Genomic DNA, 15,027 nt, shown 5'->3' with positions numbered 1-15,027 from the left:
TTTTTTAAATTCAGGGTATACAACCTCAACATTCCTATAACAATTGACTATCGCAATTCCGGAGACACATACTTTTGGTCAATCGGACCTGTGTATTCAGCACGCGGACGGATCAGACGGTTATTTTCGTACTGTTCCAAAATGTGCGCAGTCCACCCGGATACACGGCTCACGGCAAAAATCGGTGTGAACAGGTCTCTTTTAATACCCAGTTGGGTATAAACAGAGGCAGAGTAAAAATCAACATTCGGCTTCAAGCCTTTTTGCCCTGTCACAATTTCCTCAATTCGAACCGAAATATCGAACAACGTGGTATTGCCGTTCATTTCGCCCAGCTCGCGGGACATTTTGTGCAGATGCTTGGCACGTGGATCACCATTTTTATAGACGCGGTGTCCAAAGCCCATAATTTTTTCGCGGTTATCCAGCTTGGTCTGGATATAGGAATCCACCTGATCCAAACCGCCAATTTCCTCCAGAGTTTTGGCAACAGCTTCATTGGCTCCACCATGCAGTGGTCCCTTCAAAGCTCCAATTGCCGATGTAATCCCGGAATAAATATCGGACAGTGTCGCTACCGTCACACGCGCAGCAAAGGTCGAAGCATTCAACTCATGATCGGCATGCAGCACAAGAGCCTGATCGAATGCTTTGATAGCCGTCTCTTCCGGGTCCTTGCCAGTAAGCTGATACAGAAAGTTTTCGGCAATGGAAACACCTTTTTTAGGCGCAATCGGCTCCAACCCTTCGCGCACACGCGCTATGGCTGCCACAATCGTGGGCAATTGCGCCTGAAGCTTGATGGTCTTAATCACATTGGCCTCTCTGGACATATCATCCGCCTGTGGATCATACAGGGCGAGGGACGATACGGCCGATCTCAGAGCAGCCATCGTGCTCAAATCTTTCGGGTACAGCTTTAATTGAGTAATAATTTCATCAGGAATGACAGCATATTCGCTTAATTGGTCGCGAAGCTCCTGCAATTGGGCTTGATCAGGCAATTTTCCGAACCACAACAAATAAGCTACCTCTTCAAAAGCGGCGTTAACAGCCAAATCATCAATGTTATAACCCCGGTACGTGAGAACGCCATCTACGATAGAGCTTATGGAGGAAGTGGTCGCTACGATCCCTTCCAGACCTTTAGTCGCTGTCATCGTTACATCTCTCCTTTGTAAAAACATTGTGAACGGACTTGCAATGTAAACATTTTCAAAAGTAAGTTTTGTCTTTTAAATAAATAAGTAATGTTAACGCCATATGTCAATATTTAAACCTTCTTTCACTATACTGGATTTTGTCGTTTATGTGAACATTCAGGGCTATTCCGACACATTCAAATGTTTTATCGGGTTCATAAATAAATTTTTGAAACCCCTTACAAAATTTATTATTCCATTTGCACTTTTTTACACAGGTCTTGTCTCACCCCCTTCTCGCATATGTATAGTAAAGCACTTATTTCATGGAATACAACTGTAAAAGAAAGGAGCCGTGAGAGCTTGAGCCGGTTGATCCTGAATCGCATATTTCGCGCTCTGTGGGTCGCAGTCGTGATTGTAGCTCTGTTGCTGGGCATATACATGCTGTTCCCCCTCATCTATCCCTTCCTGCTCGCCTGGGTTGTGGCCTATGTCATGAATCCGCTGGTCCGCTTTCTGCGCAGCAGGGCCCACATGCCACGTTGGATGGCTGTCACGGTCTCATTATTTGTATATTTAGGCGGAATCGCCGTTGTCCTCTCTGCGGCCATAACGCGAATGGTTCGAGAGGTTATTAGACTCACTATGACCTTTGACGGGCATATTGAACATTTTAAAAGCCTGTTTATCGACTGGACTCAAAGCGATCTGATTCAAAATGTAATTAATGAAATCAACCATTTTATCCGGAATAACCCCGATTACTACCGTACGATTAACAGCAATATTGATAAGACAACCCAGACGGTCAGTTCGGCTGTCACCACACTGGTTGCCCAATTTTTTAATGGTATCCTGAATTTGCTTACCTCTCTGCCTAACATGGGCGCGGTGCTGATGGTTATTGTATTAGCGGCATTTTTTATCAGTAAGGACTGGGACCAACATAGTCGAATGCTCTCGAATAAGGTTCCTGATACGATTCGCAAGCCCATGTCGGGGATATGGCACGATCTGCGCAAGGCAATGTTTGGTTATTTGCGCGCACAGTTTATTATCATTTCCATTACGGCAGTGACCGTCATTATCGGACTATTCATTTTGCGTGTAGAATCCGCCTTCACCATCGGTTTGATGATCGGGCTGGTTGATTTGCTTCCTTATTTAGGGGTTGGCATTGTGATGATTCCGTGGATTTTATATGCATATATGTCGGGTAATTTGGCATTAGGGGTAGGATTGTCGATCCTCTATATTATCCTATTGGTTGGACGGCAAATTGTAGAGCCTAAGGTGCTGGCCAGCAGCGTGGGGCTGAACCCGCTTCCCACCCTCATTGGGATGTTCATCGGGCTCAAGCTGTTTGGTGTGTTGGGATTAATTATCGGACCTGTGTCTCTCATTGTAGTGGACGCGCTCAATCGCGCCAATGTCATTCAAGACTTGCGCAACTATATTCTCGCCGGAAGAGTACGTTAAGATCATGTGAGTAGGAAAAACGGTAGCTTACGTCAAAACCGCCGAAACGTAATGCTGCCATTTTTCATTTTTTTCTCCAACCACTTCAACAGAAAGCGTCGGTACAAAGCACGTGTCAAAGGGAAAACCAGCGTAAAACCGATAATATCCGTTAAAAATCCAGGGATAAGCAGCAAGCTCCCGCCGAAAAAAACACATAATCCATCCAGCATTTTGCGTCCGGGCATTTGTCCCCGATTCATTTCATTTTTCGCATCAGCGATGACCTTGCGACCTTCAAATTGCATCATGGCGGCTCCGATCAGGGTCGTCAGAATGATAAGCAGAATCGTTTTACCCGCTCCAACCCAGTGACTTACCCATATAAACCCGTACAGCTCTGCCAAAGGAATAAGCAGCAACAACAGCCACAGACGTTTGCGCATCATCATGCTTTCTCTCCCTCCCCGCCCGTCATCGCAGACCGTAGCGCGGTGTACAGCTCAGGTAGCACCTGATCCAGCCGGACAGGCTTCCATTCGGTACTCACCCATACGTGGCGTGTCACCCCGGTTACGAGCAGCTCTCCTGGCAGTGTGTCTGCCTGTGTCCACACCTTTCCAACCTGGCTTTGATGCTCCTCGGCCGTTACACGCCGGACCTCGTAAGTGTAGTTCAGACGCAGTCTGGAGAAGTCCGTAATCGCGGTATAAATGGTAATCAAATCATCATATCGGGCAGGACTCACATATTTCGCATTGATTTCGATAACGGGCAACAGAACACCTCGTTCCTCCATGCTCCGATAGTTAAAGCTTGCCTGCCGGATCATTTCCGTACGCCCGATCTCAAACCAGTTCAGATAATTGGCATGATACACGACCCCCATTTGGTCGCTTTCCTGATAACGCACACGCAGCGGTGCTCCATACCAGCGTAATTCCGTTTGTTTCTCCTCTTGTGTCATACAAGCTCTCCTATCTGTGTACTTCTTTATCTCTATTTTTGCCCTCTCTCCATTAAACCATATTTACCGCCCCGGAACAAAAAGAGGGCCGAACCGTGATGGTTCCGCCCTCTCAAGTATTTTATAATGATGATTTTATCATTTTGGCAATGGCTTGGACAGTTTGTAATATCCGCTTTCCGAAGCCATCTTCAGCAAGCTCTTAGCCTCGCTTCCCGCCCACGCATAACCGAGTCGTCTTTCCTCGCTAATTTTCATGATGTCCGTATACTTTTTACCATCCCGATCTGAAAAGAAATACTTATTGTCTTCCACATTGTAAAAACGATACCACATTACGCTCGATGCGTCCTTTTGGAAAAACTCCGGACCTTGACGATTGTATTTGATACCGTCGATCCGGTTAGCATCAAACCATTTCAAGGCGCTCTGAGCTGCTTTTTTCACCTCAGCCGTTTGCGGTTGGGACATCAAGAAAGCCGTGATGCCTACCGATTCCGTAGTTGTTTTGGAAGCAAGCTCAAATGCCCGGGCTCCAACAGATGCATAAGTAACCGGATCATGCTGTGCCCCCCAGATCGTCGGTGTACCATTATTTACAATTTGAGACTTAACTGTGTACTGGATGCCTTTGTTTAGCGCTTGTTGAAGTCTGGAGCGATATGTATTGTCCAGAATATCGCTATCAAACGGCTGCTTCTTGTTCACAATGTCATCGGCCAACACCATAACTTTTACCATTGCATCATCGTTGTAAGTTACAGCATCAGAATAATTACCACGTTTAGGATATACTTGCGGCCAACCACCGGAGGAATATTGAGAGGTTAAAACGAAATCAACTGCTTTTTGTACACTGTTTTTGATGTCTTTGTTTTTTGTTTTTTTGTATACATCCGCCAGAAAGCGAATTTCAGTTGTCGTGGCATCGTTATCAAATGTTCCCAGTTCCACGCCATCCTTGTTGACCCAGGTGGAGCGTGCAGCTTTACCATCCCACTTGGATTTATAATTCTTTTCCATAGCTTTGAAGAATCCGCCATGCGGCAATTGCCAGGATACGATATTCAAGGCCAGCTTGGTATCCTTGGATACGTCGCCTGTAGAAAATTTACTGAAATCACGGTACTTATCCAGCAGGCTGCTCGCACTCACACTCACACTAGCACTAGCACTAGCAAATGGAACCATAGAATTTTCGTGAATGGCTGTATCACTGTACACTGCTTGGGTAACATTCACCTCCGTATCAGCTGCATCCTGCTCTGCTGCCGCCCACGAAGGGTTAGCAAGTCCCGTTGTTACCGTAATCGCCATTCCTGAAAGGGCGATCCATTTGACAGATGCCTTAACATTAAACCTCATTCCAAACCTCTCCTTTAATATGATTGTAGGTACCTCAGAAACTATTAAACACATATATTATATGAAAATATACCCAAATAATCAATATATTTTATTATATACAAATGAAAGAGTTTACTTAATTAATAAAAAATCCTCTTTCTAATACTAGATTAGCAAGAGGATTTATCCTATCTCATATAAAGTAAGCCGACGAACAGTCTCGCTTACCCAAACCGCCCCATAATGTACTGCTGGGTCAGCTCATTTTCAGGATTAGTGAAAATATCATTCGTTTTGCCATGCTCGACCAGACTCCCGATATAAAAATATGCCGTATAATCGGAAATCCGTGCGGCCTGCTGCATATTGTGCGTCACAATGACGATGCGCAGCTCTTTTTTCAACTCGGTAATCAGCTCCTCCACCTTGCCTGTAGATACAGGGTCCAGCGCGGAGGCCGGCTCGTCAAGCAACAAAATTTTCGGTTGGACGGATAGCGCGCGCGCAATACAAAGCCGCTGCTGCTGTCCACCAGACAACGCAAGAGCGGAATCATGAAGACGGTCCTTGACCTCATCCCATAGTGCCGCTTTACGCAGACTGCTTTCGACGATTTCATCAAGCTGTTTCTTTTTACGAACACCCCGGTATTTGGGACCGAAAGCGATGTTATTATAAATGGATTTGTAAAAAGGGTTAGGCCGCTGCCACACCATGCCAATTTGCTGACGCAGCTTGATCACATCTGTGCCCGGTGCAGTCAAATCCTGTCCATCCATCCAGATGTGCCCTGTCGTAGAGGAAGACGCAATCTCGTCGTTCATCCGGTTGAGAGAGCGCAAAAAGGTCGATTTACCGCAACCGGAAGGCCCGATCAGGGCGGTCACTGTCTGCTCGGGAAAGGCCAGATTTACTTTTTTCACGGCCTCAAAGCTGCCGTAATAAATGCTCAAATCCTCGGTACTGAATGGTTGCGGAGGTTGCCCCGCCAGTTGTTCCGAGCGCGCAGATTGTACGGGTGCTGCAGGTGTTGCCGTTCGCGTAATCACTTGTTCCATATTTCCCATCCCCTTTCTAATCCATCCGTTTGGCAGCCGTCAAGCGGCGATAGACGACTCTTCCGAACCATCTTGCGCTCAGGTTGAAGGCAAGTACGAGCAGCACCAGTACCGCGGAAGCGCCTGCGGCAATATCCTTGGAATCAGGAGCGATGCCTTCACTGTTAACCTTCCAGATATGCACAGCCAGTGTTTCGGCAGGACGCATCGGATTAATGGGCGATCTGGCATGCAGTGGGTTCCAATCGGTGAAATCAAGCGGCGGCGTACTCATCCCGGCTGTAAACAGCAACGCGGCTGCTTCCCCGAAAATGCGGCCTGCGGCCAAAATCGTACCCGTAATCAAGCTTGGCAGCGCAGCAGGTAGCAAAATGGAGGTAATGATTTTCCACTTGGACAATCCAAGCGCAAGTCCGGCTTCCTTCTGCTCCTTGGGTACTGCCCGGAAAGCCTGTTCTGTCGTCCGAACCATCAGTGGCAGATTGAATACAGCTAAAGCCAAGGCCCCTGATAGTAGGGAGAAGCCAAAATTAAACGTATTTACGATAAGTAGGAGTCCGAACAAACCGATGACAATGGACGGAAATGAGGACAATACCTCGACGACAAGTCGTATAAAGTCCGTGATTTTCCCCGGCTTCGCATATTGCGCCATGTAAATACCCGCACCCCAGCCAATCGGAATGGTGATAATCAAGGTTAAAATAAGTAAAAATACAGAGTTAAATAATTGCGGGCCAATGCCTCCGCCTGCGCGTAACGTCTGGGGAGCACTGGTCAAAAAGTCAAAAGAAATGTGACTGACTCCGCGTGCCAAAATGAATCCCAGCAATCCCACCAGAAGTGCGACAATGAACAGCGCGAAGAAACAGATTACAAATGTAGCGATTTTGTCGGTCGTTTTAGCCTTCATCAAATCCGGTTTCTCCTTTCAAGCAGCCTTACCAGCAGCACGAAGATGAATGTCATGAGCAGGAGAACAAGCGCCATGCTCCAGAGAGCATTGTTATGAACGGAGCCCATAGCTGTATTGCCCATGCTAAGTGTGATTACGCTGGTCAAGGTCGAAGCGGATTCCAGCAAGGATTGCGGTATATGCGGAGCATTCCCGATCACCATCTGTACAGCCAGCGCTTCTCCGAAGGCACGAGCCATACCGAGAATAATTCCTGTTAACAGAGCAGGCAGCAGCGTCGGTATAATGACGCGTGCAATCGTCTGCCAGCGAGTAGCGCCCAGAGCGTAAGAAGACTCACGCAGACCACCCGGCAAGGAGGACAATGCATCCGCCATAATACTCGTAATCGTCGGCAAAATCATCACAGACAAGACGAGACAGCCCGCGAGAATCCCGATGCCTTGTCCCCCGAACACGTTCCGCAGCAACGGAACAATTACGGTCAAGCCGACAAAGCCGTATACTACAGACGGAATACCGGATAACAATTCAATCGCGGGCTGAAGGATACGTTTGCCGGATTTCGGTACGATTTCCGTCATAAACAAAGCCGCACACAAGCTGAGCGGGCTGGCGATTAAAGCCGCCAGAATTGTTACGGCAAAAGAACCGGTAATGAACGGAAGCGCTCCGAAGGACTTGGGTTCACCATCCGGGCTCCATCGGGTACCGAAGAAAAAATCTCGCAGACTGACTCCATTCACCGCAAATGTAGCTACACCTTTGGAGGCGACAAAAAATACAATGGAGACAATGACTGCAACCAAAAAAACGACACAAACCGACGTATATATGCGGCCGGTCCATTCTTCCCAGTAATGTCTTTCTTTCATACCTCGGGATCGTTTATTCTGTTCCATGTATGCCTTCCCTTCAATTGGTTCCATACTGTGACTCCTTTAACGGAAGAATAGAGGCTGGACGCTAGTCCGCCTCTTCTCCGTGAATATAACTTTGCATTTAGCTGCATTTCATCCGAACAGGAGGTGTATATCTCCTTATTTCGTAATGTTACCGTCAGCATCGCGTTTAACTTGCATGCCTGATACCGGGATGTATCCCAGGTCTACGACATCGGATTTTTGGATTTCATCAGACAGAATGTAATCCAGGAATGCTTTTACATGCTCTTTTGGCTCACCTTTGGTGTACATATGCTCGTAAGCCCATACTGGATATTTACCTTGCTCTACATTTTCCACGTTAGCTTCAACACCATCGTATTTCAATGCTGTTACTGTGTTGTCGATGTAGGACAGGGCGAGGTAACCAATAGCACCCGGTGTTTCAGCAATCAGCTTTTTCACAGTACCGGAGGAATCTTCCTGAATGGAGCCCGGCAGATCTTCCGTTTTTTGTCCCAAAGCGTATTTTTCAAATGTGGCACGAGTACCGGAGCTGCTTGGGCGGTTTACGATAACGATTTTTTGATCTGCGCCGCCAACTTGTTTCCAGTTGGTGATTTTACCTGTGAAAATTTGTACCAATTGATCTTTCTTCAAATCTGTTACGCCAACTTTAGAATTCGCTACTGCTGACATAGCTACAACAGCTACTTGGTGATCGACCAGCTCATCTGCGCCGCTCTCCAGTTTTTCTTTTGCAAACACATCGGAGTTACCGATATCCGCTTGTCCGCCGGAAACTTGAGTCAAGCCAGTACCGCTACCGCCGCCCTGCACTTGAACTGCAATTCCTTTATATTTATCTACAGCCATAAATTTTTGTCCCGCTTGCTCTACCAATGGTTGAAGTGCAGTGGAGCCAACAGCCAGAATGTTACCTGTCAGTTCAGTAGCTGCTTTATTGTCTGTTCCTGTAGCAGCGTCTCCTTGTGGTGCAGCATTGTTAGCTGATCCACAAGCTGCAAGTGCAAATACCATGGTAAGAGTCATCAGAATGAACGGCCATTTTTTCAACATTTTTTATTGTCCTCCCCTTATTTAAGTGACGGTTTTTTATTTATGACCATCAACACTTTTACATTGTAGGCCTGGAATGTTAGACGAACGACTTGGTTTTGTAAAAGAAATATAAAATATTGATAGATAAATTGTTTTTTAGTATATAATTAATCTATAGCTGATTTTTATACATGAATGCCATTTAAGGAGAGCTGTTCAAGTCCATGAATATTTTAAAATTGCGTATTTTAATGATGATCGACAAATTCCACAAGGCGACGGATGTGGCCGAGGCATTGCAAATTAAACAGCCTACCGTCAGCTTTCATATGAAAAGTCTGGAAAAGGAACTAGGAGTCTCCCTATTCTCTCTCCAACAAGGAAGGATTATGCTAACCGAAGCTGGGAAAAAGCTGCTGCCTTATGCCAAGCAGATGGTTGCTCTGGAGCAAGAAGCAAGACAAACAGTGAATGAACTGGCAGAGCAGTCGCAGGGACAATTACATTTAGGCGCCGAGTCCATCTCCGGCACGTATGTACTCCCCTCTATAATTGCTAAATTTGCTCAACAATATCCCGAATGCCAAATTCGGCTAGAGATTCAATCCCCGGATAAAATCAGACAGCTGCTAAAACAGGGAGAGATTGATTTTGCTTTTCTGGATGATGGAGGGCATCCTCCCGAGCATACGGTGGTAGAGCCTGTCGCTTCGGATCGGATTGGAGTTATCAGGTCTGTGTCTATGCAGCATACCTCCAAGCCTACGGACGTTTTGGGGGCTGAAATCCTGGACAAGCATACATGGGTGAGATATAGCGGGACATCTGTTGTAGATCCGTATTCCTCGCTGGTCAAGCCCCATCTGGAAATGAATTCATGGGAGGCGGTAAAGCAGGTGGTAAGCGACGGAGAAGCACTTGCCTTCTTTCCTGCCTGTGGTGTTCTTCGTAACGAAGGTAGTGACGTTCCGTCGGTAGAGTGGCTTCCTTGGCCTCATGCTGAGGGGCAGAATGAGCGTTATCACATAAATTTACTGTATCCACGCGATACTAAACTTAGCATGATCCAACAGGCATTTCTGGATTTTACACGGATAGAAGGTCTGGAGGATCAGAGAAGCTAGAGAGCATAAAAAAAGAGCATCCAAGTCATAAATGACTTGAATGCTCTCTCTGCCGCACCTAGAAGATGAAGCCTGTCTGTTTTATTCCGAACAAGCTAAAGTTACGCTTGTGCAGGAACACAGCTAATTTTAATCAGGTTTGTAGAACCAGAAGCACCGAGCGGTATACCTGCGGTAATAACAACCAAATCGCCCTCTTTAACGAGACCGGATTTGCGACCGCCTTCCAGTGCGTTTTCGATCAATTTGTCCGTCGTGTCCACGACAGGTTTGCCTTGTACTGCATATACCCCCCAGATCAGAGCCAAGCGGCGAACTGTTCTTTCCTGCGTTGTCACAGCAATAATCGGAGCTTGTGGACGGTATTTGGAAATCATACGCGCCGTTGTTCCGCTTTGTGTGGACGTCAGGATGGCTTTGGCATGCAGGTCAAGCGCAGAAATAGAAACGGATTGGCTGATTGCTTCCGTAATACTAACTTCCTGAGCCGTTCTTTGTTTTTTGAACAAATCGCGGTAGTTCAGAGCGGATTCTGCTTTCTCTGCAATACGTGACATCGTCAATACAGATTCTACCGGATATTTACCCGCAGCTGTTTCGCCGGACAGCATAATGGCATCTGTTCCGTCAAAAATGGCATTCGCTACGTCACTCGCTTCCGCACGAGTCGGACGCGGGTTACGTTGCATGGAATCCAGCATTTGTGTTGCGGTAATAACAGGCTTGCCCGCTACATTACACTTGGTAATCATCAATTTTTGCGCCAATGGCACTTCTTCAGCAGGAATTTCAACACCGAGGTCACCACGGGCAACCATCAGACCATCCGAAACTTCCAAAATTTCGTCCAAATTGTCGACACCTTGCTGATTTTCGATTTTGGAAATGATTTGAATGTGACTTGCATTATGCTTCGCCAGCAATTCACGAATTTCCAGTACATCACTCGCTTTACGAACAAAAGAAGCTGCGATGAAGTCAACGTCCTGCTCAATACCGAAAGTGATGTCGTTAGCATCCTTTTCTGTAATGCCTGGCAAGGAAATGTTCACTCCGGGAACATTAACGCCTTTCTTGCTCTTGATCGTTCCGCCATTGACAATGCGACATTTGATTTCACTGCCTGATACTCCAATAACGGTGAGTCCGATCAGACCATCGTCGATCAGAATGGTGGAGCCGGGCTCCACGTCCGAGGGAAGATCCTGGTACGTAACGGAAATACGATCTTTCGTACCGAGAATTTCTTCCGTTGTCAGCATAATACACTCGTCCTGAACAAGCTCAATAGGTTCAACTTCGAGCTTTCCTGTCCGGATTTCCGGCCCCTTCGTATCGAGCAAAATAGCAACGTTTTTGTTAAGCTCCTTACAAGCTTGGCGGATATTTTTGATCCGGTTGCCATGCTCCTCGAAATCACCGTGAGAGAAATTCAGGCGGGCTACGTTCATACCAGCCAAAATCAGTTTCTTCACATTTTCCAGTGACTCACTGGAAGGACCGATGGTACATACAATCTTAGTTTTGCGCATTTGGGTTTTTCCTCCGTTTTCAAAGGTGCTACTTTATATCTTTTTCCAACAATTAAATCTACTACACTTTTTCCTATTTGTATAGGAAGTTCGTCATATTTATCGTTACCCGTTCCTAGGATATTACAACATAGGATCTGGTTCCGCAGTTTTCAAAAAGGTATATTGGCCTATTTTTCGGAACTTTTGATACCGATCTTCCCTCAATTCGTCGCAGTTCATATTCAAAAGGTCGGCCAAATGGCGTTCCAGCGACTCCTTGATAGCAGCAGCGGTTACTTCATAGTTACGATGCGCGCCCCCCTTCGGCTCCGGCACGATATCCTCGATGACCTCCATGCGCAGGAGGTCATTCGCCGTAATCTTCATGGCCTCGGCAGCCTGATCCGCCTTGGAAGCATCCTTCCACAGAATCGAGGCCGCTCCGTTTGGAGAAATGGCCGAGTAGATGGCATGCTCCAGCATCAGCACACGGTTGCCGACGGCAAACGCAAGTGCACCGCCGCTTCCACCCTCGCCGATGACCACACAAATAACAGGCACCGAAAGCTTGGCCATCTCCCGCAAATTGCGGGCAATCGCTTCCGATTGACCTCTCTCCTCTGCTGTATTACCCGGATAAGCGCCCTTCGTATCAATAAATGTAATAATAGGACGTTTGAATTTGTCAGCCTGCTGCATAAGACGCAAGCCTTTACGGAATCCCTCCGGGTGCGCACTCCCGAAAAACCGCGCGATGTTATCCTTCGTATCCTTGCCACGTTGCTGTCCAATGACGGTTACCGGAATACCATTCAGCTTGGCAATTCCACCCACGACCGCCAGATCGTCACCATACAGGCGGTCGCCGTGCAATTCGATAAAGTCCGTAAACACCTGCTCGATCAGATCAAGCGATGTCGGTCGCTGATGATGACGGGCCACGTGCATTTTTTGCGATGCTGTAATGTTTGTGTATATTTCTTCCTCCGTCTGGAGATAACGTTCCTCCAGACGGTTAATTTCATCTGTAAAATCAATTTGCTTATCCTGTCCGAATTGCTTGAGTTCATCGATCTTCTGTCGCATCTCGATCAGGGGCTTTTCATAAGGCAATTCGCCAGCCATCTATTCCACCTCTTTCGCGCTGTGCAAATCGAGCAGTTGGCCAAGTGTATCGCGCAGTTCCTTGCGATGTACAACCATATCCAATTGTCCGTGCTGCAAATTAAATTCGGAGGTTTGAAAATCGTCCGGTAGCTTCTGTCTGATCGTCTGTTCGATCACGATACGTCCGGCAAAACCGAATACTGCCCCAGGCTCCGCAATGTTAATATCCCCAAGCGTAGCAAAGCTGGCGGATACTCCACCTGTAGTCGGATCGGTGATAACGGAAATATAGAGCAATCCCTGCTCGTCCATGCGAGCGAGAGCCGCACTTGTTTTGGCCATCTGCATCAGGCTCAAAATACTTTCCTGCATACGCGCCCCACCAGATGTGGAGAAAATAATAAGCGGAAGACGCTTGTCTATCGCCTGCTCAATGGCGCGGGTAATTTTCTCCCCGACGACCGAACCCATGCTGCCAGTGAAAAAGTCAAAGCTCATCACCGCAACAATAGTCGGATGCCCATGAATAAGCCCATCGCCCGTAATGACAGCCTCTCGCAAACCGGATTTCAGCGTCTGCTGCTCCAGCTTGCTCGCATATCCTGGAAAATCTAGCGGATCAACTGAAATCATATCGGCATCATATTCTGTAAATGTATCTTCATCGAGCACCATACGGATACGATCCATCGCGTTAAGACGCATATGATATCCGCACACCGGGCACACTTTCAGATTTTTTTCCAACTCTTTACTGTATTGAATGCTCCCGCACTTGCCGCATTTGGTCATAAGACCTTCGGGAATTTCCCGTTTGGGACGATCCGGCATGTCCGCTTGATCGCCGCTCAGCGCCCGTTCCGAAGGGATGGTCGCGTATTTACGCTTCTTTTGGAATAAATCTTTAAACACAACTACACCTCTCCAGCCGTTTATTTGTCAGCCGTAACCGATACAAGGTCCTCTGCCGTCTGTGCGGCACCTCTAAGCATTATGTTTATACACACGTCAACGCCTGTTTTGCAAAACATTACCGCCAATCGTGCATCCTTCGTTCCATTCATGCTGCTGTATCACTTTCCGCCGTTCCGGACTCAAGGGCGCAAAATCGAATTAAGCACTTCCTGTATTTCTTCGACTTCACCCGAAGGCACAAGTATCTCAAACTGCTGCTTGGACGCGCTGATGGCCCGGGCCTGCACCATAAAACCTTCTTCCGACAGTTTGAGCTTAATCATGTCAGCCAGTCTGGCCGTCGGTGCTATATAGATCACCGTCCACATGCCTTGTTTCTACCCCCTAAGCCTCAAGTTTTGAGCCCATATAATAGACTCATGATAACATACCTTACTTTTTTCCCGCAACAAAAGCCCTCCTGCTCGGTCAAGATCGGTCAGAGGGCCCAGAAAATCATTGACTCTGTTTGAACAGGTAAATCAAGTGTCCAATGACGAAGGGTATTGCTTGGCATGCAGGCTGCGATGAGCAATGCGCGAAGAAGCGGCAGCAGCCAGTCCGGCGACCAGATCGTCCAGAAATACATGAATACCGCTGCCTTTATGGTTTAGCTGTTCAATGATTCCCGTCTTTTCTTTATCCAGATAGCCGAAGCTGGTCAAGCCAATCATACCATAGACGCTCGTAATCCCGAGGGCCAGTGTCTCGTCCACCCCGTACAGGGGCTCATCTGCCTCCATAATGGCTTGCAGCGGCTGGGGAAGAAGTTTTTTTTCGGCCAGTTCATCCAGCGCAATCCCCGTGAATAGCGTATATTGCACTTCTCGCTTCTGCAAAACTGCCTTTACGCTGTCTACACATTCTTCAATGGTCAACTGGGGGTAATATTTTAGCTGAAGCTGAAAAACAATGTCCGCTATGGACTCAATACTAATGCCTCTGCGAATTAACAAGGATTCTGTGTATTCATAGGACATGATTTCCCTCCCGCCTTCACTATACAGTTCTGTCTTCCACCTTGCGGAACCTCATGATGCTGGATAAGTGCTGGTGTTCCTGTTCCGCCAGTGTTCCAAGTGTATGCGGGAGGAGAGGGAAATGTTCATTATTTGACTTTCACTGTGCCTGCCCCCAGCATCGACTCCATCCGGTCAAAAAGCTGAGGCGAAGGCTTGATACTGTAGGCATCACTCAACGCCAGCAAACGCTGGCTGCTCTCATAAAAAAGTACGGTAGGCAATGCACCGGGATGCTCCTGTAGCAGCGCCTTGAGGCTGACTAGCAAGCTGGCGTCCTCCTCGGCCTGGCGGGTGATTTTGACAAACACCCGTTGACGGGCTGTCGGCTCCGGACTACGTGGAGCCGAGGCTTGTCCGCCGGGAGCAGCTTCCGTGGCGTGCGGCGTAGTGCCCGTGGCCGGGCGAGTCGTCGAAACGGGCGGGACCGCTGGCACCGCAGACGTACCGGCTGCCGACGGTTTCAACGGCA

General features: G+C 47.5%; 15 protein-coding genes and 1 pseudogene. 2 read left to right on the top strand and 14 right to left on the bottom strand.

Annotated features, from left to right (window positions below):
* Positions 1-47: 47 nt before the first annotated feature.
* Positions 48-1,160 (bottom strand): citrate synthase, encoded by a 1,113-nt coding sequence (citZ, locus tag L696_RS0119050; RefSeq protein ID WP_025685055.1) that lies wholly within the window; start codon positions 1,158-1,160, stop codon positions 48-50.
* Between the two features lie 345 nt (positions 1,161-1,505).
* On the opposite strand from citZ, the gene ytvI reads away from it, so the two are divergent.
* On the top strand, positions 1,506-2,624 hold the full coding sequence (gene ytvI / locus L696_RS0119045; RefSeq protein ID WP_025685054.1) for a sporulation integral membrane protein YtvI: 1,119 nt from the start codon (positions 1,506-1,508) through the stop codon (positions 2,622-2,624).
* 32 nt (positions 2,625-2,656) lie between these two features.
* On the opposite strand, the gene L696_RS0119040 is transcribed toward ytvI, so the two are convergent.
* The 7 genes from L696_RS0119040 to L696_RS0119010 form a co-directional block, all read right to left on the bottom strand.
* Positions 2,657-3,055, bottom strand: a complete 399-nt coding sequence (locus L696_RS0119040; RefSeq protein ID WP_025685053.1) for an FxsA family protein — start codon at positions 3,053-3,055, stop codon at positions 2,657-2,659.
* Entirely contained in the window at positions 3,052-3,570 is a 519-nt protein-coding gene (locus L696_RS0119035) for an acyl-CoA thioesterase (RefSeq protein WP_025685052.1), read from the bottom strand. The genes L696_RS0119040 and L696_RS0119035 overlap by 4 nt, the downstream gene beginning before the upstream one ends.
* Before the next feature lie 138 nt (positions 3,571-3,708).
* Positions 3,709-4,935 (bottom strand): pectate lyase, encoded by a 1,227-nt coding sequence (pelA, locus tag L696_RS0119030; RefSeq protein WP_025685051.1) that lies wholly within the window; start codon positions 4,933-4,935, stop codon positions 3,709-3,711.
* 206 nt (positions 4,936-5,141) lie between these two features.
* A complete protein-coding gene (gene pstB, locus L696_RS0119025; RefSeq protein ID WP_025685050.1) occupies positions 5,142-5,975 on the bottom strand; it encodes a phosphate ABC transporter ATP-binding protein PstB in 834 nt (277 codons plus the stop codon).
* A 16-nt stretch (positions 5,976-5,991) separates the two neighbouring features.
* Positions 5,992-6,888, bottom strand: coding sequence for a phosphate ABC transporter permease PstA (pstA, locus tag L696_RS0119020; RefSeq protein WP_025685049.1), 897 nt, complete (start codon positions 6,886-6,888; stop codon positions 5,992-5,994).
* Positions 6,888-7,820: a phosphate ABC transporter permease subunit PstC gene (gene pstC, locus L696_RS0119015; RefSeq protein WP_025685048.1), complete on the bottom strand. Its 933-nt coding sequence runs from the start codon at positions 7,818-7,820 to the stop codon at positions 6,888-6,890. The genes pstA and pstC overlap by 1 nt, the downstream gene beginning before the upstream one ends.
* Before the next feature lie 111 nt (positions 7,821-7,931).
* On the bottom strand, positions 7,932-8,855 hold the full coding sequence (locus L696_RS0119010; protein WP_025685047.1) for a phosphate ABC transporter substrate-binding protein: 924 nt from the start codon (positions 8,853-8,855) through the stop codon (positions 7,932-7,934).
* A 206-nt stretch (positions 8,856-9,061) separates the two neighbouring features.
* On the opposite strand from L696_RS0119010, the gene L696_RS0119005 reads away from it, so the two are divergent.
* Positions 9,062-9,961: a LysR family transcriptional regulator gene (locus L696_RS0119005; RefSeq protein WP_025685046.1), complete on the top strand. Its 900-nt coding sequence runs from the start codon at positions 9,062-9,064 to the stop codon at positions 9,959-9,961.
* A 101-nt stretch (positions 9,962-10,062) separates the two neighbouring features.
* Here L696_RS0119005 and pyk read toward each other — a convergent pair whose 3' ends face one another.
* From pyk to L696_RS32080, 6 genes and pseudogenes are all read right to left on the bottom strand, one after another.
* Positions 10,063-11,493 carry a pyruvate kinase gene (gene pyk / locus L696_RS0119000; RefSeq protein ID WP_025685045.1) on the bottom strand — a complete coding sequence of 477 codons (1,431 nt, stop codon included), beginning with the start codon at positions 11,491-11,493 and terminating at the stop codon, positions 10,063-10,065.
* A 123-nt stretch (positions 11,494-11,616) separates the two neighbouring features.
* Positions 11,617-12,600, bottom strand: coding sequence for an acetyl-CoA carboxylase carboxyltransferase subunit alpha (locus tag L696_RS0118995; protein WP_025685044.1), 984 nt, complete (start codon positions 12,598-12,600; stop codon positions 11,617-11,619).
* A complete protein-coding gene (accD, locus tag L696_RS0118990) occupies positions 12,601-13,494 on the bottom strand; it encodes an acetyl-CoA carboxylase, carboxyltransferase subunit beta (protein WP_025685043.1) in 894 nt (297 codons plus the stop codon). It lies immediately after the preceding gene.
* Positions 13,495-13,676: 182 nt separating this feature from the next.
* Positions 13,677-13,865, bottom strand: coding sequence for a hypothetical protein (locus L696_RS0118985; RefSeq protein ID WP_013309585.1), 189 nt, complete (start codon positions 13,863-13,865; stop codon positions 13,677-13,679).
* A 153-nt stretch (positions 13,866-14,018) separates the two neighbouring features.
* Positions 14,019-14,516, bottom strand: a complete 498-nt coding sequence (locus L696_RS0118980) for a phosphatidylglycerophosphatase A family protein (protein WP_025685042.1) — start codon at positions 14,514-14,516, stop codon at positions 14,019-14,021.
* A 128-nt stretch (positions 14,517-14,644) separates the two neighbouring features.
* Positions 14,645-15,027: pseudogene (locus L696_RS32080) on the bottom strand (DNA polymerase III subunit alpha); the annotation flags it as partial.

The sequence above is a fragment of the Paenibacillus maysiensis genome (genome assembly GCF_000520815.1).
GTDB lineage: Bacteria > Bacillota > Bacilli > Paenibacillales > Paenibacillaceae > Paenibacillus > Paenibacillus maysiensis.
Note: the sequence above shows the minus strand (reverse complement) of the source record. Positions and strands in the feature narration are given on the sequence as shown.